Annotated in this window: 20 protein-coding genes; 18 read left to right on the top strand and 2 right to left on the bottom strand. The window is 40.6% G+C overall.

What is annotated here, in order from left to right; translation table 11 throughout:
• The first annotated feature begins 3 nt into the window (after positions 1-3).
• The 10 genes from trpD (at position 4) to BSCG_RS09080 (ending at position 11,023) form a co-directional block, all read left to right on the top strand.
• Positions 4-999 carry an anthranilate phosphoribosyltransferase gene (gene trpD / locus BSCG_RS09035; protein WP_008776586.1) on the top strand — a complete coding sequence of 332 codons (996 nt, stop codon included), beginning with the start codon at positions 4-6 and terminating at the stop codon, positions 997-999.
• A 48-nt stretch (positions 1,000-1,047) separates the two neighbouring features.
• On the top strand, positions 1,048-1,830 hold the full coding sequence (gene trpC / locus BSCG_RS09040; protein WP_004303722.1) for an indole-3-glycerol phosphate synthase TrpC: 783 nt from the start codon (positions 1,048-1,050) through the stop codon (positions 1,828-1,830).
• 26 nt (positions 1,831-1,856) lie between these two features.
• Positions 1,857-2,480, top strand: a complete 624-nt coding sequence (locus tag BSCG_RS09045) for a phosphoribosylanthranilate isomerase (RefSeq protein ID WP_004311858.1) — start codon at positions 1,857-1,859, stop codon at positions 2,478-2,480.
• A gap of 18 nt (positions 2,481-2,498) precedes the next feature.
• The gene (gene trpA / locus BSCG_RS09050; protein ID WP_004311860.1) at positions 2,499-3,269 is read left to right on the top strand and encodes a tryptophan synthase subunit alpha; all 771 of its coding nucleotides are present in this window, start codon (positions 2,499-2,501) and stop codon (positions 3,267-3,269) included.
• A 754-nt stretch (positions 3,270-4,023) separates the two neighbouring features.
• Complete coding sequence (locus BSCG_RS09055) at positions 4,024-5,064, top strand: asparaginase (RefSeq protein WP_004300111.1); 1,041 nt, start codon at positions 4,024-4,026, stop codon at positions 5,062-5,064.
• Positions 5,065-5,305: 241 nt separating this feature from the next.
• Entirely contained in the window at positions 5,306-7,690 is a 2,385-nt protein-coding gene (locus BSCG_RS09060) for an LruC domain-containing protein (RefSeq protein WP_004303725.1), read from the top strand.
• A 234-nt stretch (positions 7,691-7,924) separates the two neighbouring features.
• Positions 7,925-8,290, top strand: a complete 366-nt coding sequence (locus BSCG_RS09065) for a PleD family two-component system response regulator (protein ID WP_008776584.1) — start codon at positions 7,925-7,927, stop codon at positions 8,288-8,290.
• Between the two features lie 17 nt (positions 8,291-8,307).
• On the top strand, positions 8,308-9,465 hold the full coding sequence (locus BSCG_RS09070) for a sugar transferase (RefSeq protein WP_004300115.1): 1,158 nt from the start codon (positions 8,308-8,310) through the stop codon (positions 9,463-9,465).
• Positions 9,466-9,476: 11 nt separating this feature from the next.
• Positions 9,477-10,424: a glycosyltransferase family 2 protein gene (locus BSCG_RS09075; RefSeq protein ID WP_008776583.1), complete on the top strand. Its 948-nt coding sequence runs from the start codon at positions 9,477-9,479 to the stop codon at positions 10,422-10,424.
• Positions 10,376-11,023, top strand: a complete 648-nt coding sequence (locus BSCG_RS09080) for an acyltransferase (RefSeq protein WP_004303727.1) — start codon at positions 10,376-10,378, stop codon at positions 11,021-11,023. Before BSCG_RS09075 ends, BSCG_RS09080 begins: the two co-directional genes overlap by 49 nt.
• A 543-nt stretch (positions 11,024-11,566) precedes the next feature.
• Here the strand turns inward: BSCG_RS09080 and BSCG_RS09085 are convergent.
• Both BSCG_RS09085 and BSCG_RS09090 read right to left on the bottom strand, forming a co-directional pair.
• Positions 11,567-12,178: a helix-turn-helix transcriptional regulator gene (locus BSCG_RS09085; protein WP_004300118.1), complete on the bottom strand. Its 612-nt coding sequence runs from the start codon at positions 12,176-12,178 to the stop codon at positions 11,567-11,569.
• On the bottom strand, positions 12,168-12,872 hold the full coding sequence (locus BSCG_RS09090; RefSeq protein ID WP_008651739.1) for a hemerythrin domain-containing protein: 705 nt from the start codon (positions 12,870-12,872) through the stop codon (positions 12,168-12,170). The genes BSCG_RS09085 and BSCG_RS09090 overlap by 11 nt, the downstream gene beginning before the upstream one ends.
• Positions 12,873-13,080: 208 nt before the next feature.
• Here BSCG_RS09090 and BSCG_RS09095 point away from each other — a divergent pair, with 208 nt between their 5' ends.
• From BSCG_RS09095 to BSCG_RS09130, 8 genes are all read left to right on the top strand, one after another.
• Positions 13,081-14,256: a phosphoribosylaminoimidazolecarboxamide formyltransferase gene (locus tag BSCG_RS09095; RefSeq protein WP_008776581.1), complete on the top strand. Its 1,176-nt coding sequence runs from the start codon at positions 13,081-13,083 to the stop codon at positions 14,254-14,256.
• A gap of 135 nt (positions 14,257-14,391) precedes the next feature.
• Complete coding sequence (fldA, locus tag BSCG_RS09100) at positions 14,392-14,898, top strand: flavodoxin FldA (RefSeq protein WP_004311873.1); 507 nt, start codon at positions 14,392-14,394, stop codon at positions 14,896-14,898.
• A 33-nt stretch (positions 14,899-14,931) separates the two neighbouring features.
• Complete coding sequence (locus tag BSCG_RS09105; protein ID WP_004300123.1) at positions 14,932-15,294, top strand: DUF2023 family protein; 363 nt, start codon at positions 14,932-14,934, stop codon at positions 15,292-15,294.
• A 390-nt stretch (positions 15,295-15,684) separates the two neighbouring features.
• Entirely contained in the window at positions 15,685-17,025 is a 1,341-nt protein-coding gene (locus BSCG_RS09110) for a hypothetical protein (protein ID WP_008776580.1), read from the top strand.
• 26 nt (positions 17,026-17,051) lie between these two features.
• Positions 17,052-18,206, top strand: coding sequence for an imelysin family protein (locus BSCG_RS09115; RefSeq protein WP_008776579.1), 1,155 nt, complete (start codon positions 17,052-17,054; stop codon positions 18,204-18,206).
• A 110-nt stretch (positions 18,207-18,316) separates the two neighbouring features.
• Positions 18,317-19,747 carry a di-heme oxidoredictase family protein gene (locus BSCG_RS09120; RefSeq protein ID WP_004300126.1) on the top strand — a complete coding sequence of 477 codons (1,431 nt, stop codon included), beginning with the start codon at positions 18,317-18,319 and terminating at the stop codon, positions 19,745-19,747.
• Between the two features lie 27 nt (positions 19,748-19,774).
• On the top strand, positions 19,775-20,989 hold the full coding sequence (locus BSCG_RS09125; protein WP_004303732.1) for a porin: 1,215 nt from the start codon (positions 19,775-19,777) through the stop codon (positions 20,987-20,989).
• Between the two features lie 23 nt (positions 20,990-21,012).
• Positions 21,013-21,726: a hypothetical protein gene (locus BSCG_RS09130; RefSeq protein ID WP_004300128.1), complete on the top strand. Its 714-nt coding sequence runs from the start codon at positions 21,013-21,015 to the stop codon at positions 21,724-21,726.

The following is a 21,726-nucleotide window of genomic DNA, read 5'->3' as shown; positions in this document are numbered from 1 at the left end:
CTTATGAAACAGATTCTATACAAACTTTTCGAACATCAATATCTGGGACGCGATGAGGCTCGCACCATTTTACAGAACATCGCACAAGGAAAATATAATGATGTACAGGTAGCCTCTTTAATTACCGTCTTTCTGATGCGTAATATCTCTGTGGAAGAATTATGCGGTTTCCGCGATGCATTGCTTGAAATGCGTATTCCGGTTGATTTAAGTGAATTTGCTCCGATAGATATCGTAGGAACCGGAGGTGATGGAAAAAATACATTTAATATTTCTACAGCTTCCTGTTTTACTGTTGCCGGAGCCGGTTTCCCCGTTGTGAAACATGGTAATTACGGAGCAACATCAGTCAGCGGTGCCAGTAATGTAATGGAGCAACACGGTGTAAAGTTCACCAGTGACGTCGATCAACTGCGCCGTAGCATGGAGAAATGTAATCTTGCCTATCTGCATGCTCCTTTATTCAATCCGGCATTAAAGGCAGTTGCTCCGGTTCGTAAAGGATCGGCAGTGCGCACTTTCTTTAATATGCTCGGTCCGTTGGTTAATCCGGTATTACCGGCCTATCAGCTTTTAGGAGTTTACAACCTCCCGTTACTTCGCCTCTATACCTATACTTATCAGGAAAGCAAGACGAAATTTGCCGTTGTTCATAGTCTCGACGGATATGACGAAATCTCTCTGACAAATGAGTTTAAAGTGGCGACCAGCGATCATGAAAAGATTTACGCTCCCGAGAGTCTCGGATTCTCCCGCTATAAGGAAACTGATCTGGATGGTGGACAAACACCGGAAGATGCAGCTAAGATTTTCGACCAGATCATGAATAACACGGCTACGGAAGCTCAAAAAAATGTAGTGGTAGTCAATTCAGCTTTCGCCATCCATGTGATTTGTCCGGAGAAGACTATTGAAGAATGTATTGCTCTCTCCAAAGAGTCATTGGAAAGTGGACGCGCATTAGCTACCCTAAAAAAATTCATTGAATTGAACAGTTAATGTTTTATTTTTGCAAATCCATCATTTACAATTAATAATCCCACATCAATGAAAGATATATTATCAGAGATTATAGCAAACAAACGATTTGAAGTTGACCTGCAAAAGCAGGCTATCTCCATCGAGCAATTACAGGAAGGTATCAGCGAAGTTCCGACCTCTCGTTCTATGAAGCAGGCATTAGCCTCGTCTGCATCGGGTATTATCGCTGAATTCAAGCGTCGGTCTCCATCCAAAGGATGGATAAAGGAAGAAGCATGCCCGGAAGAAATTGTTCCCTCCTATGCAGCAGCAGGAGCTTCTGCCCTTTCCATCCTCACCGACGAGAAATTTTTCGGAGGAAGCCTGAAGGACATCCGCACTGCACGTCCTTTGGTAGAGATCCCCATTCTTAGGAAGGACTTCATCATTGACGAATACCAGCTTTATCAAGCCAAAATTGTCGGTGCCGATGCCGTACTTCTTATCGCAGCCGCATTAGAACCGGAGAAATGTAATGAACTTGCAGAAAAAGCTCATGAACTAGGTCTGGAAGTTCTTCTGGAGATTCATAGCTCCGAAGAATTAATATATATCGACAAGAAAATAGATATGGTAGGAATCAACAATCGTAATCTGGGTACTTTCTTCACTGATGTAGAAAACTCTTTCCGCTTGGCCGGACAGCTTCCCCAAGATGCTGTATTGGTATCCGAAAGCGGCATCTCCGATCCGGAAATAGTAAACCGACTTCGGGCAGCCGGATTCCGTGGATTCCTGATCGGTGAAACATTTATGAAAACACAGCAACCGGGAGAAACTTTACAGAATTTCCTGCAAGCAATCCAATAAACTAATTATTCAAAACGGACAGCCCTATGATTAACGGAAAAATTATCAAAGTATGCGGTATGCGTGAAGCTGAAAACATACAGGACGTAGAGTCTATCGAAGGCATAGATATGCTGGGATTCATCTTCTATCCTAAATCTCCCCGATATGTCTACGAGCTTCCGGCTTACTTGCCCATTCATGCCCGGCGTGTCGGAGTTTTCGTCAACGAAGACAAGCAGATAATCAGCATGTATGCTGATCGTTTCGGACTGAATTATGTACAGCTCCACGGAAATGAATCGCCGGAATACTGCCGGTCCTTACATTCCACTGGATTGAAAATCATCAAGGCCTTTTCAGTAGACCGTCCCAAAGATTTGAGAAAGGTATATGACTACGAAAAAGTCTGTGATCTTTTTCTGTTCGATACCAAATGCGAACAGTATGGTGGTTCGGGAAATCAATTCGACTGGAGTATTCTGGATATGTACAATGGACATGTAACCTTCCTTTTGAGTGGAGGTATTAACTCATACAGTGCCAATGCCCTGAAAGAGTTTAAACATCCCCGGCTTGCCGGATACGATCTCAACAGCCGTTTTGAATTGAAACCGGGAGAAAAGGATCCGGAGCGTATCCGGACATTTTTAAACGAATTAAAATCATAATCAAAAAATTCCAACGTCATGAATAGAATTAATCAACTTTTCAATAGCAACAAGAAAGACATACTTTCTATTTATTTTTGTGCCGGTACTCCTACTTTGGATGGTACCGCTGATGTAATCCGCACGCTCGAAAAGCACGGAGTGAGTATGATTGAAGTCGGCATTCCTTTCAGTGATCCGATGGCAGATGGCATTGTTATTCAGAATGCCGCTACGCAGGCATTGCGCAATGGTATGTCTCTAAAACTTCTTTTTGAACAATTACGGGATATTCGCAAGGACGTAAAAATCCCACTTGTGCTTATGGGATATTTAAACCCAATCATGCAATTCGGATTTGAGAATTTCTGCCGTAAATGTGTGGAATGTGGTATCGACGGCGTCATTATCCCTGATCTCCCTTTCCGTGATTACCAAGAACATTATCGTATCATTGCCGAACGCTATAACATCAGAGTGATTATGCTCATCACACCGGAAACCAGCGAAGAACGGGTACGCGAGATAGATACACATACCGACGGATTTATTTATATGGTTTCATCAGCAGCAACCACCGGAGCGCAACAAGATTTCAACGAACAAAAACGGGCTTACTTCAAAAAGATTGAAGGTATGCATCTGAACAATCCGTTGATGGTGGGATTTGGTATCTCCAATAAAGCAACATCCCAAGCAGCTTGCGAACACGCTTCCGGAGCTATCATCGGCAGTAAGTTCGTCACTCTGCTCGAAGAAGAAAAAGACCCGGAAAAGGCGATTACCAGACTGAAAGAAGCCCTGAAGTAAGAGCCTCGGATGAAAATTTCCGCAGGCCGCAGGGCTATTTCCGCAAACCGTGGGGCTATTTCTGCAAGCCGTGGGGAGGCCGTACTTCACCCGTGGGACGAGCAGAGACAAGCCGTGAGCTGAACAAAAACAAGACGTGGACTGAACAGGATCGAGGCGTGGGCTGACAATCTCGTTGCCCCTGTCATTCACCGAATCCGAAGTCCGAACAACAACAGCAGCAGTCTTCCTTTCCTCGCCAATATTGCTGCTGTTGTTTACAACAGTAGTAATATTTCTCTTCTCTTCTACTCTACTCTCTTGGGTTTCATTCGGTTTTCGCCCTTTATCCATCGGCGTTTCAGAGGTTTTTTCCACTGCACTTTTTTCCACTGGTTTTTGCATACTATTAACCACTGATTTGCTGTAGTCATTCTTTGCACACAGATACAGCAACAACACATAAATCCCTACAAGTTGCACTCCCCCTATCTGATACATCATGACGCTCAAATTGTCGTCCGCCCCAAAACAGATTTCTAACGGAAAATACCGGTCATTTTTCATTTTCTCTTTCGTTTTTTATTTAAAGCCGGACACTTCGTCCAACCTGCCCCAAAGATGAGGACATTTTTTCATACTACATATCGCAAAAATGCAACATAGATATTTTTTATAGCCTTGTCCTTCCAACTTTATATAATTCGTCATTTACCACTCATTATTCGCATTTAATCCGTATCTTTGCCAATGTTTTAACAGTAATTCAACAATTATGAGAGCAGAAACTCCTTCCGTTTTGTTAATTTACACGGGTGGGACTATCGGAATGATAGAGAATCCGGAAACAGGTGCCTTAGAAAATTTCAACTTCGATCATTTGCTTAAGCACGTCCCCGAACTGAAAAGATTCAACTACCGCATTTCCTCCTACCAATTCGATCCCCCTCTCGACTCTTCGGACATGGAACCTGCTTACTGGGCAAAACTGGTAAAGATCATCAATTACAATTATGATTATTTCGATGGTTTCGTCATCCTTCACGGAACAGACACAATGGCTTACACTGCCTCTGCACTAAGTTTCATGCTCGAAAATCTAAGCAAACCTGTCATCCTCACAGGTTCCCAGCTCCCGATCGGGACTTTGCGCACAGACGGAAAGGAAAACCTCATCACAGCCATCGAAATTGCAGCAGCTAAAAATCCGGATGGTACAGCCATTGTTCCGGAGGTTTGTATTTTCTTTGAGAATCATTTGATGCGTGGTAACCGTACCACCAAAATCAATGCGGAGAATTTCAATGCTTTCCGCTCTTTCAATTATCCGCCATTGGCACGGGTAGGTATCCACATTAAATATGAGCCTAATCTCATTCGGAAACCAGACCCGACAAAACCGTTAAAACCGCATTACCTGTTTGACACCAATGTGGTTATTCTAACACTTTTTCCGGGCATTCAAGAGAGTATCGTGACTTCTCTGCTTCATGTTCCGGGATTGAAAGCGGTTGTCATGAAAACCTTCGGTTCGGGAAATGCTCCGCAAAAAGAATGGTTCATCCGCCAACTAAAGGAAGCTACCGATCGTGGAATTATCATTGTCAACATTACACAATGTGCCTCCGGAGCAGTAGAAATGGGACGTTACGAAACAGGAATGCATCTTCTGGAAGCAGGTGTAATCAGTGGATATGACAGTACCCCCGAATGTGCCATAACAAAGCTCATGTTTTTATTGGGACATGGATTACCCAACAAGGATATCCGATATAAAATGAACTCCTGCTTAATAGGAGAAATCACCAAGTCTTAAGTTAAATCCATTTATTGTAACCCCCTGATTTTCATTTTAAACAGTTGTATAAAAGTGAAAATCAGGGGATTTCTCTTCATCATCATCAAGGCCGAATCAAACCTAAAAGAGCCAAAGAAGAACCAAAACGGAAGTATAGTTGTTTTCACTCCATAAAATAACAGAAAAAACATTTCCAATAAAAGATATGCAGTTATTTTTGTGATGGATTTGGTTACAAACAATCAAGCAATAATACATTATGATGAAGAAAACAATTCAATTTGTACCCATCATTGCAATAGCGATGGCAGGTACTATGTCTAGTTGTGTTGACTCTGGAAAGGATCTCTATGATCCGTCTTACGAAACACCTAACCCGATGGGAGATGGCTTTGCTGCTCCCGATGATATCGATTGGAACATGATAACCACTAAAAATGTCTCGGTCGAAGTGAAAGATGAAGAAGGAGGACTATTTGCTTATTTAGTTGAAATATATGCAGAAGATCCTTTGACTAATGAAAGCGCTTCCGTGCTCGCTGCAAGGACAGCTAATAAAGAAAACAACTTTAAATTTACAACCGCTGTCAGTCTGCTGCCAACTCAAAAGGGTATTTATGTGAAGCAAACCGACCCTAGAGGACGTGAACAGGTATATCAGTTCGATGTGCCGGAAAACAGCGATAATATTACCTGTAAACTCTATTATGCAGGATCTACTGCACAAAATAGAGCGTTGATGAGTCGTGCCGCTGCTACAAGAGGCCTTTCATTTGAAAAGCCGGATTACTATTCCATACCTGCTAATGCAAAAGAAGTGACTGAAATGTCAGGAACCACTTTGCTGCGTGATGCTTCTTACAAAATCACCTCTGACTATGCCGGCACATTCAAGTTTGACGGTTATGACGGTGAAATTGCAACCAAAGTTTATGTAGATGCTAAATGGACGATTCCCGCAACATTCCAATTCCAAAACGGTATTGAAATCATTGTGATGAATAATGCTAAAATTGAAGCATCAGGAACCATGACGTTCATTAGAAACTCCATGTTGACCATTATGGAAAAGGGAGAAGTGAATGCAGAGGATATATCATTCACCAATGGAGCGCCTGCTGCATTAAGAAACTGGGGTGCACTGACTGTAGCGAACACAATGACACTACATTCCGGTGCAACACTCTACAACAAAGGAACCATAACCAGCAAGAATATCTCAATCAATTCCAATACGAAAATTGTAAATGACAATAAAATCAGTTTGGAAGGAGAATTAAATCTGCCGTCTAATTTCTCTTTGGAAAATAACGGAGAGATTTATGGAGAGAAATTAATTGCAAATTCCGACGCTGTTGCTACCAACAACAACATCATGAAGTTTACAACCATCAGTCTCACCAATACGACTGTCAACAACGCTTGTAGCATGGAAGCAACGACTTCTTTCTATGCCAACGGAGCGACGTTTAACTTTACTCAAGGATATTTGAAAGCTCCTAAAATGGAGTTTGTTAATGGAACAGTAAATTTAAGTGATGGTTCTATGCTGGATGCTACGACAAGTATCAGCATACCTCCCGGTTATGCCAAGTTTTATGGAAAAGGCGAAAATACTTCTATGATAAAATCACCGGTTATCACCGGACAAGGTTTCACATATGATGGAAATTTGGTTATTGAATGTGATAGCCACGTTGAAAAGAACCAATGGTGGGAAAACTTCCATGTACTGAATGGCGCATACTTCACCAAAATGGGAGACTCTAAAGTCATCATCGATGTTTGTACAGGAATTAAAAATGGTGGAAATGAAGGAGGAGATCCTGAAGATCCTAAGTTCCCGATCATCATGGATGATAATCGCAATTATGCTTATCTGTTTGAAGACCAATGGCCTTTATATGGGGATTACGATATGAACGACCTTGTTCTGATTATCAAGGAAAGAAAGATCTCCATCAATAAGAGCAATAAGGCAGAAGAGTTCACGTTAAGTCTTGATTTATCGGCTGCCGGAGCTACCAAGAGTATTGGAGCTGCTATCATGCTGGACGGTGTTCCTGCCAGTGCCATTACGCAGCCGGTGGAATTCAGTGACAACTCTCTTTTTAAAGGTTTCAATGTGAATAGTAATCTGATTGAGAACGGACAGGACTATGCGGTTATTCCATTATTTGACGATGCTCACAAAGCATTGGGAAGAGACCGTTACGAACAGATCAATACGATTGCAGGTCACTCTGCCAATACGAGTCCTAAAAATATCAGTTTCACTATAAAGTTCAGCAATCCTATCTCTGTGGATGAGCTTAATATCAATAAACTGAATGTTTTCATTTTCGTAGAAGGAAACAGAAACCAGCGTAAGGAGATTCATATTGTCGGTTATCAACCAACTAAGTTGGCAAATACCGACTTGTTCGGAGGCAACAACGACGATAGTTCTACTTCCCGCAAGAGATATTACATCAGCAAAGATAACCTGGCATGGGGAATCATGGTTCCGACAGACTTCAAATGGCCTTTGGAATATGTGAATATCAAATCAGCTTACTCGTTATTCGAAAGTTGGGTGACCAGTGGCGGTACTAAGAATGAAGAATGGTGGAAAACTTTTGATTCATCAAGAGTATATAAATAAGCCTAACAATTAATCTTTAACACGGATTCCAGTTTTTATGGAATCCGTGTTTTTTCATTAAGATGCTGTAAGTTGCAATTAATAGAAAAAAAAGATATATCACGAATTTTACTCTCCTGATTGGGGATTATTCTAAAATAATATCTATATTTGCAGTGTATCACAAATATTATGTGACAACAATCTTAATCTATAAATCAAATAACAAAGCAAGCGATAGAAAGGTCTATTCGTATGAAGAAAAAAATATTACTAGTCGACGATAAATCGACAATCGGAAAAGTGGCCGGTGTGTATCTAGAAAAAGAGTATGATTTTACCTATTTGGAAGATCCCATCAAAGCAATAGAATGGCTTAATGAAGGCAATGTACCTGACCTCATTATTTCAGACATTCGTATGCCTCTCATGATGGGGGATGAATTCTTAAGATACATGAAGAACAATGAATTATTCAAGTCAATTCCTATCGTTATGTTATCCAGTGAGGAAAGTACAACGGAAAGAATCAGACTATTGGAAGAGGGAGCAGAAGACTATATCCTGAAACCATTCAACCCTTTGGAACTCAAAATCCGAATCAAAAAGATTATTGACTAATACCGGGTCTTCTACACATGCAATATTTTGTTTATATAGGCAGAGATAGCAAAACAATAGAACTACTCTCCCGACTAAGTATTGGGGTATTCTATGCTGCACCCAATTGTAGCAAAGCTGTCAAAGTATTGGAGAAAATACGCGAAAAATATGACGCAGCTCTATTTTTCGAACAAGTGAACATATCCAAAGATATTGCAGATATCCAATACATGCGTAAAAAGTATCCGGGGCTTTATATGGTACTCGTTATCGACTCCTTATCTAAGGAAGAAGCATCCGAATATCTTAAAGCCGGTATCAACAATACGATAAAATATGAAACAAGCCAGGAGGCTTTAAAAGATTTATCAACTTTCCTTAAACGAAGAAAAGATCAGAAAATAAAGGCACTTCAACTTAAAGCACAAAATATAAATGCTTTCCGCCTGCCTTTATGGAAAAGAACTTTTGATATTTTCTTTTCAGGAATGGCGATATTATGTCTTTCTCCTCTCTTAATATTTACTGCACTAGCTATCCGGATAGAAAGTAAGGGTCCTATTATCTACAAATCCAAGCGCGTAGGGAGTAATTATCAGATATTCGACTTCCTCAAATTCCGTTCGATGTATACTGATGCCGACAAGCATTTAAAGGATTTCAATGCCCTTAACCAATATCAGCAGGAAGATGAGGATATTTGGGGAGAAGAACCGGAAGCGGAAGTGAATGAAGAAATCGATGAAGAAGAAATCCTCTTGATATCTGACGATTTTGTAATCTCCGAAGAAGACTACATTAACAAGAAGTCCAAGGAAAAAAGCAATGCTTTCGTTAAGCTGGAAAATGACCCTCGAATAACTAAGATTGGACGTATTATACGTAAATATAGTATTGACGAGTTACCCCAGCTTATTAATATTTTAAAAGGGGATATGTCAATAGTAGGCAACCGCCCTCTCCCACTCTATGAAGCCGAGTTGCTGACAAGCGATGAACACATCGACCGTTTCATGGGTCCGGCCGGATTGACCGGTTTATGGCAGGTAGAGAAAAGAGGCGAAGCCGGTAAACTTTCTGCTGAAGAACGCAAGCAATTGGATATCACCTATGCAAAGACATTCTCTTTCTGGTTGGATATAAAGATTATTCTGAAAACAGTTACTGCATTCATTCAAAAAGAGAACGTATAATCTCCTTCCAGATGATAGACTCTTATATCTACATAATAGATGATCTGGTATTCTTCTGTACAGGGCTTTTGCTCCTATACCTCTTTGTGATGGCCATAGCCTCACATTTCAAACATATCACCTACCCGAAGGCTCAAAAGGAATATGGTTGCGCCATTCTCGTTCCGGAGGGAAGTATTCTTCCGGATATGTATAAAGAAGAAGCGTACGAGTTTATCACATACAGCGATCTACATCAGACAATCAACAGTTTAGACCAGGAACGATACGACCTGGTTCTCTTCCTGTCCAATACAGCATGCGCTTTATCTCCGCAATTCCTGAATAAGATATATAATGCCTATGATGCCGGTGTACAAGCCATCCAACTACATACGATAGTAGAAAACCGCAAAGGCATCTGTAATCGCTTCCGGGCTATACGTGAGGAAATAAAAAACAGCCTCTGTAGAGCCGGCAATACACAATTCGGACTGTCATCCAATTTATTGGGGACTAATATGGCAATCGACCTAAAATGGCTACAAAAGAACATGAAAAGTTCTAAGACTAATATCGAACGAAAATTATTCCGACAGAATATATACATTGACTACTTGCCGGATGTGATTGTTTATTGCCAGTCCGCACCCGCCTGTCCTTACCGGAAACGTATCCGGAAAACAACTTCCTACTTACTCCCTTCCATATTTGAAGGAAACTGGAGTTTCTGCAACCGGATCGTACAACAATTAACGCCTTCTCCACTTAAATTATGTATCTTCGTAAGTATTTGGACTTCGTTGATTACCGTATATAATTGGACCTTATCATTCGGATGGTGGATTGCACTTTTCGGTCTATTAATCACTTATAGCCTGGCAATTCCTGATTATCTGGTAGAGGACAAAAAGAAGAAAAAACATTCAATATGGAGAAGAAAACACTTAAACAGCGAATTAAAGAAAACCCCGGCTTAAAACAGGCTGTACATCGTTTTATCATGCATCCCGTTAAAACTCGCCCTAATTGGTGGATACGGCTCTTCGATTTCATATACCTGAAACGCGGAAAGGGTTCTGTCATCTATCGGAGTGTACGCAAAGACCTCCCTCCTTTCAACCGATTCTCTTTGGGTAAATATTCTGTTGTCGAAGACTTCTCCTGTCTGAATAATGCAGTTGGCGACTTGACAATCGGAGATTATACACGCATCGGATTGAGAAACACAATCATAGGTCCGGTTAATATTGGCAATCATGTCAACCTGGCACAGAATGTAACGGTCACAGGACTCAACCATAATTATCAGGATGCAGAAAAGATGATTGACGAACAAGGTGTCAGCACACTGCCTGTTGTCATCGAAGATGATGTATGGGTAGGTGCCAATTCGGTCATTCTACCGGGAGTAACTTTAGGGAAACATTGCGTAGTGGCTGCCGGAAGTGTAGTCAGTCATTCCGTCCCACCCTATTCAATATGTGCCGGATGCCCTGCTAGAATCATAAAAACATACGATTTCGAGACTAAAGAGTGGAAAAAAGTAGAGAAAACACCTGCTACTAACCATAAATAGTGAGAATAGCTACAGAATATACCTCATAAAGGTGATTGTGACACATTCTGAAACGCATTATCTTTGCAGTATCAGAATTGAATTAATTAGTCATAATTTTATTACGTAGCCACATTTAAGTAAAAAATGAAATAGAGTCCCGCCGAAGCGATTTCGTCGGGATTTTGTTTTTTATTATCTTAATCCAATCCACAGACTTAAATCCCATATAAATAAAAAACGAGCTAATTCTTTTTATAGAACCACTCGCCACTGCATCAGAAAAGCCTAAAGGCTTTTCCATAGTACCTCAAATTTCCTGAAAACTAATCTTCTTTTTACCTAAAAACGTCTTACCTATTGTTATCCTTTTACCTTCTACTAAAAACTTATCCTATTGAACTAAACTAAAAAACTTTTAATACCTTAAACTGTCTAATCTAATACCTTATTTAATATTTTCTTTTACCTTATAAACTAACAGCAATTTCTCAACTGCTTTGCAAAGGTACGAATATTTTTCGTGTGCGCAAACGGTTTTATATTTTATAACACTTCCGCAGGCTATAAATCTTTCACATCGCTCAATGCAACCAGCTTATTTACAATAGCATAGATAGTCAAACCGGCAGCACTATGTATTTGCAATTTTTTGCTAATATTTCTTCGGTGTGTAATCACCGTATGAATCGACAAAAAAAGCTTTTCCGCTATTTCCTTATTTGTCATTCCCTTCACCACACAGATGACGATTTCTTTTTCCCGCTGGCTAAGCGTATCCTGATTATCCATCTCTTCTTCTTCGGAAACCACATTCAATAAACCTGCAATTTTCTTAGAAAGAGTTTCCAAATCATCGAATATCGAAATAGACTCATCATACTTACCCAATAATGAAGCATCTACGAAAGAAGTAACCAACGCTATTAAACGTATTCTTTTACCGGATATTTCTTCTCGAAACTTAGCTACATCAAAGTAATCACCAAAAGTAGGATTGACAATTAACATTTCGGGACATTGCGTTCGGACGCAATCGTGCAAAGCTTCAACAGACAGTAATTCTATTGGTTGTACTTTTACGTTAGAAAGACGCTTCAATGCAGCAGTCAACCCACCACGAATAATTACAGAGGTCTCTGCAATAGCTATTCGAACTACTTCGTTATTTTTCATTTTCCCTAATCCTCCTTTCCAAATTCAGAATAGCAGGAACAAAAATATAGTCCTCAACCTTGCAATGAGATTCCAGTCCGGCTTCGCAAGCATATATGTCGAAAAGAGCCGCGTTCAGAAGATTTTCATTTGCTTTGGCAGGGCAATATTTAATAATGATATTTTTCAGTTCTGTCAATTTCTCCCCTACCTGATCGTGATGCTTGGAAAATGTACTGATCTGATAGTTTTTGGGAGCAACTCCTTTAATCAATGAATCGACATACTTAAATACGGTTTTCTCTTCATAATCCATGTGCTTACGCACCTCTCGTGTATATTCATCGAAAAACTTAAGGATGAGAAAAGCAACATCGTCTTGCGAACAGTCGATTGCCTCGATCAATTTACGACGAATAGCGGGAAGAGAAAAATCCAGAAAATAAATATGTGCCTGCCGCAGATAATCAATCAATGCAGGTATGGAAATATCATCTTTATCTCCATCGAGCCGGGAAAAGCCTTCAGCCATAAAGTTGACTACAATCAGAAAGGTCCGGCAGTCTACTCCATTCAGTTCACACACCTCCTTGACTGTCTTGTCACCGAACCCCAACGAAAGCCCAAAACGACTCATCACTTGCAACAAAGAATAATTATCGCTGATGAGATCGATCATCTTATCAGTTGGCTTATATTTTTGTAAATTATCCATCATACCTATTTATATTAGAGACTGCAAAGGAACGGAATATTTTGCTGAAATGCAATCATCATTTATAGGTATTTTAATTCGCCGGAAATAGCCAAATACTAATTATATGCTACTATTTTGTAGCGTAACTTTAGGCAAGCTAGTCTTTTTTTAGTAATTTTGTCGCTATCAATTTGTAATTAGTAACTCGTAATTTGTAATTAATAAAATGGCAAACGAACTCGAACTGAAATACGGCTGCAACCCTAATCAAAAGCCTGCTCGTATCTTCATGAAAGAAGGCGAACTCCCCATCGAAGTATTGAATGGACGTCCCGGTTATATCAATCTATTGGATGCATTCAACAGTTGGCAACTAGTGAAAGAACTGAAAGAAGCTACCGGACTGCCGGCTGCCGCGTCTTTCAAACATGTCAGCCCTGCAGGTGCTGCTGTTGCGGTAGAAATGAGCGACACACTGAAGAAGATTTATTTTGTTGATGACATGAAACTATCTCCATTGGCTACAGCATACGCCCGTGCACGTGGAGCAGACCGTATGTCGTCTTACGGAGACTTTATCGCATTATCCGACACTTGTGACGAAGAAACAGCACGCATCATCAACCGTGAAGTATCCGACGGCGTCATTGCTCCTGACTATACTCCCGAAGCACTGGAGATTCTAAAGAATAAAAGAAAAGGAACCTATAATGTAATAAAGATAGATCCTGCATACCGCCCGGCTCCTATCGAACATAAAGATGTATTCGGAGTAACTTTCGAACAAGGAAGAAACGAATTGAAGATCGATGAAAGTCTTTTGAAAGAGATGCCTACGCAGAACAAGGAAATCCCGGCTGATGCAAAACGCGACTTAATCATTGCCTTAATCACTTTAAAATATACACAATCCAATTCTGTATGTTATGCCAAAGACGGACAGGCAATCGGTATTGGCGCAGGCCAACAGTCACGTATTCACTGTACGCGCCTGGCAGGAAATAAAGCAGATATCTGGTATTTACGCCAACACCCGAAAGTGATGAACTTGCCATGGATTGAAAAAATCCGTCGTGCAGACCGTGACAATACGATTGACGTTTACATTTCGGAAGATTATGACGACGTACTGGCAGACGGTATCTGGCAACAGTTCTTCACTGAAAAGCCTGAAATACTGACACGCGAAGAAAAACGGGCATGGTTGGATACGATGACAGGCGTAGCTTTAGGATCAGATGCATTCTTCCCATTCGGAGATAATATAGAACGCGCACACAAGAGTGGCGTCAGCTATATTGCACAACCGGGCGGATCAGTAAGTGACGATCATGTGATTGGAACTTGCGACAAATACAATATGGCAATGGCATTTACAGGCATCCGCTTGTTCCACCATTAAAAAGATCGACCATTTTTTATTCCATATATCCCCATTTATAATGAGAAGGAGACAAATCTTCCATTATAAATGGGGATTTCCTATTTCTTTAAGACCCTCTATCTTTGCAGCGTTACATTTAAAAACGAATCAAAGATGAATAAAATTGGTGTATTTTATGGTTCCACAACAGGAACAACAGAAGACCTTGCCCGTCGAATTGCAGAGAAATTAGATGTACCATCGGCAGATGTATTTGATGTATCCAAGCTAACAGAGGCATTAGTCAATGAATATGATGTATTGGTGCTCGGCTCTTCCACATGGGGAGCAGGCGAACTTCAAGACGACTGGTACGATGGAGTAAAAGTTTTAAAGAAGTGTGATTTATCCCACAAATCTGTAGCCCTGTTCGGTTGCGGCGACTCTGACTCGTATAGTGACACATTCTGTGACGCAATAGGTATTCTTTATGAAGATCTGAAAGATACCCACTGCAAATTCTGTGGAGCAACAGATACTGCAGGCTATACCTTCGATTCTTCCATTGCCGTCGTAGACGGTAAGTTTGTAGGTCTTCCACTTGACGAAGTCAACGAAGATAGCAAAACAGACGAACGTATCAGCGCATGGGCCGAACAAGTGAAACAAGAAATTAGCTAATTTTACCTTAACATAAAAAGAATACTTTGCATCATGGCAACTGAAAGAATCATCCCCGGCGAAATCCGAATTTTTCTTAATCATATTTATGAGTTTAAGAAAGGCGTACGCAACATGGTACTTTACACAATGAGTAAAGAGCACGAAGAATTTGCCATCCGCCGATTGAAAAATCAAAAGATCAGTTATATGATACAGGAAGTAGGTACCAATAAAATCAACCTGTTTTTTGGAAAGGCAGAATGTATGGAAGCCATGCGGCACATCATCATCCGTCCTTTAAACCAACTGACTGCTGAAGAAGATTTTATTTTAGGAGCCATGCTGGGATATGACCTTTGCCAGCAATGCAAACGATATTGCAGTAAAAAAGAAGGTATAAAGATGGCAGTTTAAGCGATAACCTTAGCATAAGTTTAGCTTTGTTTGTATGTAGTTTGTCTGAGTTGAATCGTTTCTGAAAAGGTAGTTTCCTGATGGTAGATATACTCAAGGAAACTGGTTGTAGAAGAAACGATTCGCTCAATTACAAACAAAATCGGTGACACTATGAAATAATAAAGACAACTCTACACACTAACAACAGACAAAGGTGTATATCAGTAAAAATTATCATACTGAAATACACCTTTGTCTGTTTTATTTTATCTACTACTATATTTTTTTTACTCTTTAGATTAAAATTACCTACATATACTGAATTTAAGAAACAACTATGCCTAATATTAGGTATTGCCACATTTTTTAACCTAATCTAACTTTGCAGCCGATAAAATTATTAAAAAGATGAGAAAAATAACAGCAATCGTTATTCTTAGTCTCCTACCTTCTCTTACAATTCCAGCACAGGAGACAAAAGAAATTTCCAAAAGTAGTAATTCTTCTTCTACAGAAGAATATACAAAATTCCGTTTTGGAGGATACAGTGAAATGGTCGCTAATTTTAAAGATTATGGCATCAACCGTTTCTATGGAGGAAACGATGGTAATCCAAAGAAAAACAGGAATACCATTTCAATTCCCCGTTTCGTTTTAGCTTTTGATTATAAGTTCAATTCCAAATGGATACTCGGTGCAGAGATTGAGTTCGAATCTGGTGGAACAGGTACAGCTTTCGAATTAGAAAACACCGAAAACGGTGAATACGAAACAGAAGTTGAAAAAGGAGGTGAAGTAGCTATCGAACAATTTCACATCACACGTTTAATTCACCGCTCCCTCAATGTACGTGCCGGACATATTATTGTTCCGGTAGGATTGACTAACGCACACCATGAACCGATCAATTTCTTCGGAACTTCACGCCCGGAAGGTGAAACAAGCCTTTTGCCTTCTACCTGGCATGAAAATGGTCTGGAAATCTTTGGTTCTTTCGGAAAAGGGTATGCAAGCTTCGATTATCAAGCTATGGTGGTAGCAGGCCTGAATCCTAATGGATTCGATCGTAACACATGGGTAGGTAGTGGCAAACAGGGAATCTTTGAGGAAGACAACTTCACTTCTCCCGCGTATGTATTTCGTTTAGATTATAAAGGAGTTCCCGGTTTACGTGTAGGTGCATCATTTTATTATTGTGCAGATGCAGGAGCCAACTCTGATAAAGAACAGACTTATGCAAACTATGGAAAAATTCCGATAAGAATCTTCACCGCAGATGCACAGTATCGCAATAAATATGTAACGGCACGCGGTAATATCTTATATGGAAATTTAGGAAATTCATTAGGAGTAAGTCAGGCAAATGTCAAATTATCCAATAAATCGCCTTACAGCCGTCTGGCTCCGGTAGCGAAGAATGCCGTAAGTTATGCAGCAGAAGCCGGCATTAATATCCGCTCGGTCTTCGGAGGCAATAAAAAGATTCCGGTAATCTATCCATTTGCCCGCTATGAATACTACAACCCACAAGAGAAAGGGGAAAAAGGGCAAACGATGGAAAAACGTTGCCAAGTAAGTATGTGGACAGCGGGATTAAATTGGTACGCTTTGCCAAACTTAGTGATAAAAGCAGACTATGCAACCCGCCAGATTGGTACAAATAAAGTTTTTGGCGTATCAAAGTCATACAACAGTGAAAACGAATTTTCTATTGGAATTGCCTATATAGGATGGTTTATTAAGAAATAACAAATAATCAATTATTTAATTTTTATATGATGAAAACAAAATTCTTTTATGTCGCAGCCCTAATATTGGGATTAGCATTCACAACAACTTCTTGCAGCAGTGATGATGACAACCCAACAGTAGATCCTGCCAATATTGATTACACTCCTGAAAACGCATCAAGCTGGCATAACTACATGAGAAATGTAGCAGCACTTCTAAAAACAGATGCAACCAATCTCTACAACGCATGGAATTCAAGCTATAAAGGAGGTGAAAGCTATGCTTCCCTGTTCAAGGCTCATAGTGGCTCTCCTTACGCAAGCGCCTTGAGCTGTGTGGAAGAAATCGTGGATAAATGCGCGGAAATTGCCAATGAAGTCGGTACTGCCAAAATTGGTGACCCATACAACTTGTATAAAGCCGGAAATACTGAAGAAGCATTATATGCTGTGGAATCCTGGTACAGCTGGCATTCTCGTGATGACTATACCAATAACATTTATTCCATCCGGAATGCATATTACGGTTCTTTAGACGGTAATATAAATGCTAATTCTTTATCTACTGTTATCGCCGGTGCTAATTCATCATTAGATACCAAGATAAAGAATGCTATCCAAAAAGCGGCAAAAGCCATTCAGGATATTCCGCAACCTTTCCGTAATCATATTCCCAGTAACGAAACGGTAGCAGCTATGGATGCTTGTGCAGAGCTGGAAAGTATACTGAAGAATGACTTAAAATCCTATATTGCAAATAATAGCAACAATATCAATACGGACGCAGTACTTAATCCTGTAGTAACACAATATGTAGATGCAGTAGTAGTGCCTACCTACAAAAGTTTGAAAGAAAAAAATGACGCTCTCTACAATGCAGTAATAGCCCTTGCAGACAATCCGTCAAATAGTGCTTTTGAAACAGCTTGTGATGCTTGGATCACTGCCCGTGAACCATGGGAAAAGAGCGAAGCTTTCTTATTCGGTCCGGTAGACGAAATGGGACTTGATCCTAACATGGACAGCTGGCCTTTGGATCAGAATGCTATTGTACAAATACTGAATTCTCAAAGTTGGAGCGATCTCGAATGGAGTGAAGGTGATGATGAAGCTGCTGTCGAATCGGCACAAAATGTACGCGGTTTCCACACATTGGAATTCCTTCTCTACAAAAACGGTGAACCACGTAAAGTACAATAAAGCTTTATCTTAGCTAAGATATTATTGAGAAGTAAAGGTTGGAATTCAATGATCCACCTTTACTTCTTTGGTATGTTTAAAACATATTATTGAAACAAAGTCAATAAACAATGAATCACTTTCTAAAATATTCATTCTCTTTCTTTTGCCTGTTGGCATGCTCTGCCTGTAATGATGACGGAATTGACATATTGGATATCGAGATTCCGGAGGGCTATGCTCTATCAGCCGGAACATCAACTATTTTCTTGAATTCGTCTGTTGCTTATGACACGCCTGCAGATTGGATAACAGGAGCATACGATGTACGTTTCACCCGAGGTGACAGACTATATGACGATGTACGTACAAGTAACAACGGTCATGGCGGCGGACTTGGTCCCGTTTATGCCGGTTATTCGTGCGGCAGTTGCCACCGGAATGCGGGACGTACCAAACCCTCTTTATGGACAGAGGGTGGATCGGGCAGCTATGGATTCTCTTCCATGCTAGTCTACATATCCCGTAAAAACGGAGCTTTCTTTCAAGATTATGGACGTGTGCTTCATGACCAGGCAATCTATGGAGTGCAACCGGAAGGCAAACTGTCTGTGGAATACACTTACGAGACATTTTCTTTCCCTGATGGAGAAGCCTACACACTTTGCAAACCCAATTATACTATATCTGAATGGTATGCCGAAGAAATCAAACCGGAAGATTTGTTTTGTACCGTACGTATTCCATTACGCCATGTAGGCATGGGGCAAATGATGGCACTAGATCCTGTTGAAATTGAAGCACTTGCAGCAAAAAGTAATTATCCCGAATATGGAATCAGCGGACGATGTAATTACATCACCGAACGCGGAGTGAGAAGTCTGGGATTGTCCGGCAACAAAGCTCAACATGCCGATTTAACTGTAGAATTGGGATTCTCCAGTGATATGGGCGTTACCAACAGCCGCTATCCGGAAGAAATCTGTGAAGGACAAATACAAGTAAACCAAGGTAGCATGATGGGGCTTTCTTACGACCAACTGGATGTCAGCACAGAAGAGATGGAAAACGTAGATCTCTATATGCAAAGTCTTGGTGTTCCCGCCCGGCGTAATGTAAACGATCCGCAAGTAATCAAAGGGGAACAGAACTTCTATAAAGCCAAATGTCATCTCTGTCATGTGACCACTTTACACACTAAGACACGTGGTAGTGTTTTATTAAATAATACTCAACTCCCGTGGTTAGGCGGTCAAACGATTCACCCTTATTCTGATTATCTATTACATGATATGGGTTCTGAAATTATGGGAGTCGGACTGAACGACAACTATATAAGCGGGCTGGCACGTGGAAACGAATGGCGTACTACCCCTCTTTGGGGAATCGGCTTACAAGAAAAGGTCAACGGACATACTTATTTCTTGCATGACGGACGTGCCCGCAATCTGACAGAAGCCATCATGTGGCATGGCGGAGAAGGAGAAGCATCAAAGAACTTATTTAAGAATATGAGTAAGGAAGACCGGGATGCGCTGATTGCATTTTTAAATTCACTTTAAACTAAAAGTAGTATATATAAAGTAATTATGAAGAGATTTATAATCATTGCCATGCTGACTGCCATAATGCCTTTGGCCGCTATGGCACAACATGAAGAAGATACAGAAAATGGTGTAGTATCATTAGCTGGAAGAGAAGGATTCACTATCGAAACCAAGAAAGGAGATTTTGTATTCAAACCCTATCTGCTCGTACAGACCAGTGCAAACTTCAATTGGTACGACGATGAAGGACTGGATAAAGCATACAATCAAGATAACATAGCCAACTCCGGATTTTCAGTTCCTTACGCCGTACTCGGATTCACCGGAAAGGCTTTCGATAAAGTATCTTTCAACCTTTCCATAAATGCGGCAGCCAGTGGAGGCGCATTACTTCAACAAGCCTGGTTTGATGTTCAACTGAAAAAGCAGTTTGCCATCCGGGTCGGTAAATTCAAAACTCCGTTTTCACATGCCTACCTGACAACACTGGGAGAAACATTGTTACCTAGTTTGCCAGTATCACTGACTGCTCCCGTTATCCTCCCCTATTCTTTGAATGCGGTAACACCCAATATTGGCACCGGATTCGATTTAGGTGTAGAGATTCACGGTTTGGTAGCTGATAAATTCGGGTATGAAATCGGTTTATTCAACGGTACGGGTGCAGCGGTAAATACAGCAACAAAAACATTTAGTGATGACTGGCACATTCCGTCTTTACTGTACGCCGGACGTTTCACCTATATGCCTAAAGGAGTGATGCCCGCTACACAGGGAAATCCGAACAGGCTGAATGAAGACAAAATCATGTTTGGTATTTCTACCTCTATCAATGTAGAAAGTGAAAATGAAAGTACCAATGATTATCGTGCCGGATTGGAGTTTGCAATGCTAAAGAACAAACTTTACCTGGGTGCTGAAGTCTATTATATGAATGTTGGCTTCACAAAAAGACAAAAGATTTCCGAGTCATATAATTACCTGGGCGGCTATGTACAAGGTGGTTACTTCGTTGCCCCCCGTCTGCAAGCAGCTGCACGCTATGATTTCTTCAACCGTAACGGAATGGACACCAATGGTTTTCTAAATATGCCAGCCGTGGGTATGAACTATTTTTTCAAGAACTGTAATCTGAAGTTACAAGCGATGTACCAGTATATTGCCCGTAAAGGTCATGATACCCAACTTGATCGGGATAACGACGATTTAGGTTTGGCAGTACATTCGGCCAGTATTCTACTTCAGTATACATTCTAAATAGCACAAGAAAGGATTTGTTTATGAAAAAATACATTCTTTTCGGAGGTTATCTACTGTTATTGGCATATATCACATCATGCGATGACGGACGTATTTACGAAAAGACAGAGACCCTATCAGAAGAAGGACGCACGCTGAAGATGAGCGGTAAGATCAATGGTATCAGTAAATGGCCCGATGGTTATAGTGTTGTAGTGGCAGGCTTCAATGATGAGAGCGAGTATGCCGTTGTCACCAAAACAATTCCGGCGGTCGAAGATGATGAGATCCAGGTTACGATGACAGGAGTCAGTGATAAAGTAACCACTATTGAATTGTGCGTTATTAATAAATTGAGAAAACGAGTTATCAGTTTTCAGTCAATGGACGACCTTACAGCAGTTGACGACACCATCCTTATGGATGTGGGAACTGTAAATGTAGGTATGTACCATGGCATTCAAGAAAAAGTATTTAATACGACATGCGCACACTGTCATGGCGGAAGTAGTTCGGCAGCAGCCAACCTGTATCTGACAGAAGGCAAAAGTTACGAGGCACTGGTCAACCGCCCGTCGAAGAAAGTAGATGGCATGTTACTCGTCAAGCCGGGCAGTGCGCAAGAAAGCGTATTGCACACATTATTGAATACCACTATTAGTTCAACCTGGGGATACGATCACTCAAAAGAAATAGTATCATCTCCGATTTTGACCCTTATTGACGACTGGATCAATAACGGTGCGCAAGAATAA

This window comes from Bacteroides sp. 2_2_4, assembly GCF_000157055.1.
GTDB lineage: Bacteria > Bacteroidota > Bacteroidia > Bacteroidales > Bacteroidaceae > Bacteroides > Bacteroides ovatus.
This window is presented reverse-complemented; position numbering and strand designations above follow the sequence as displayed.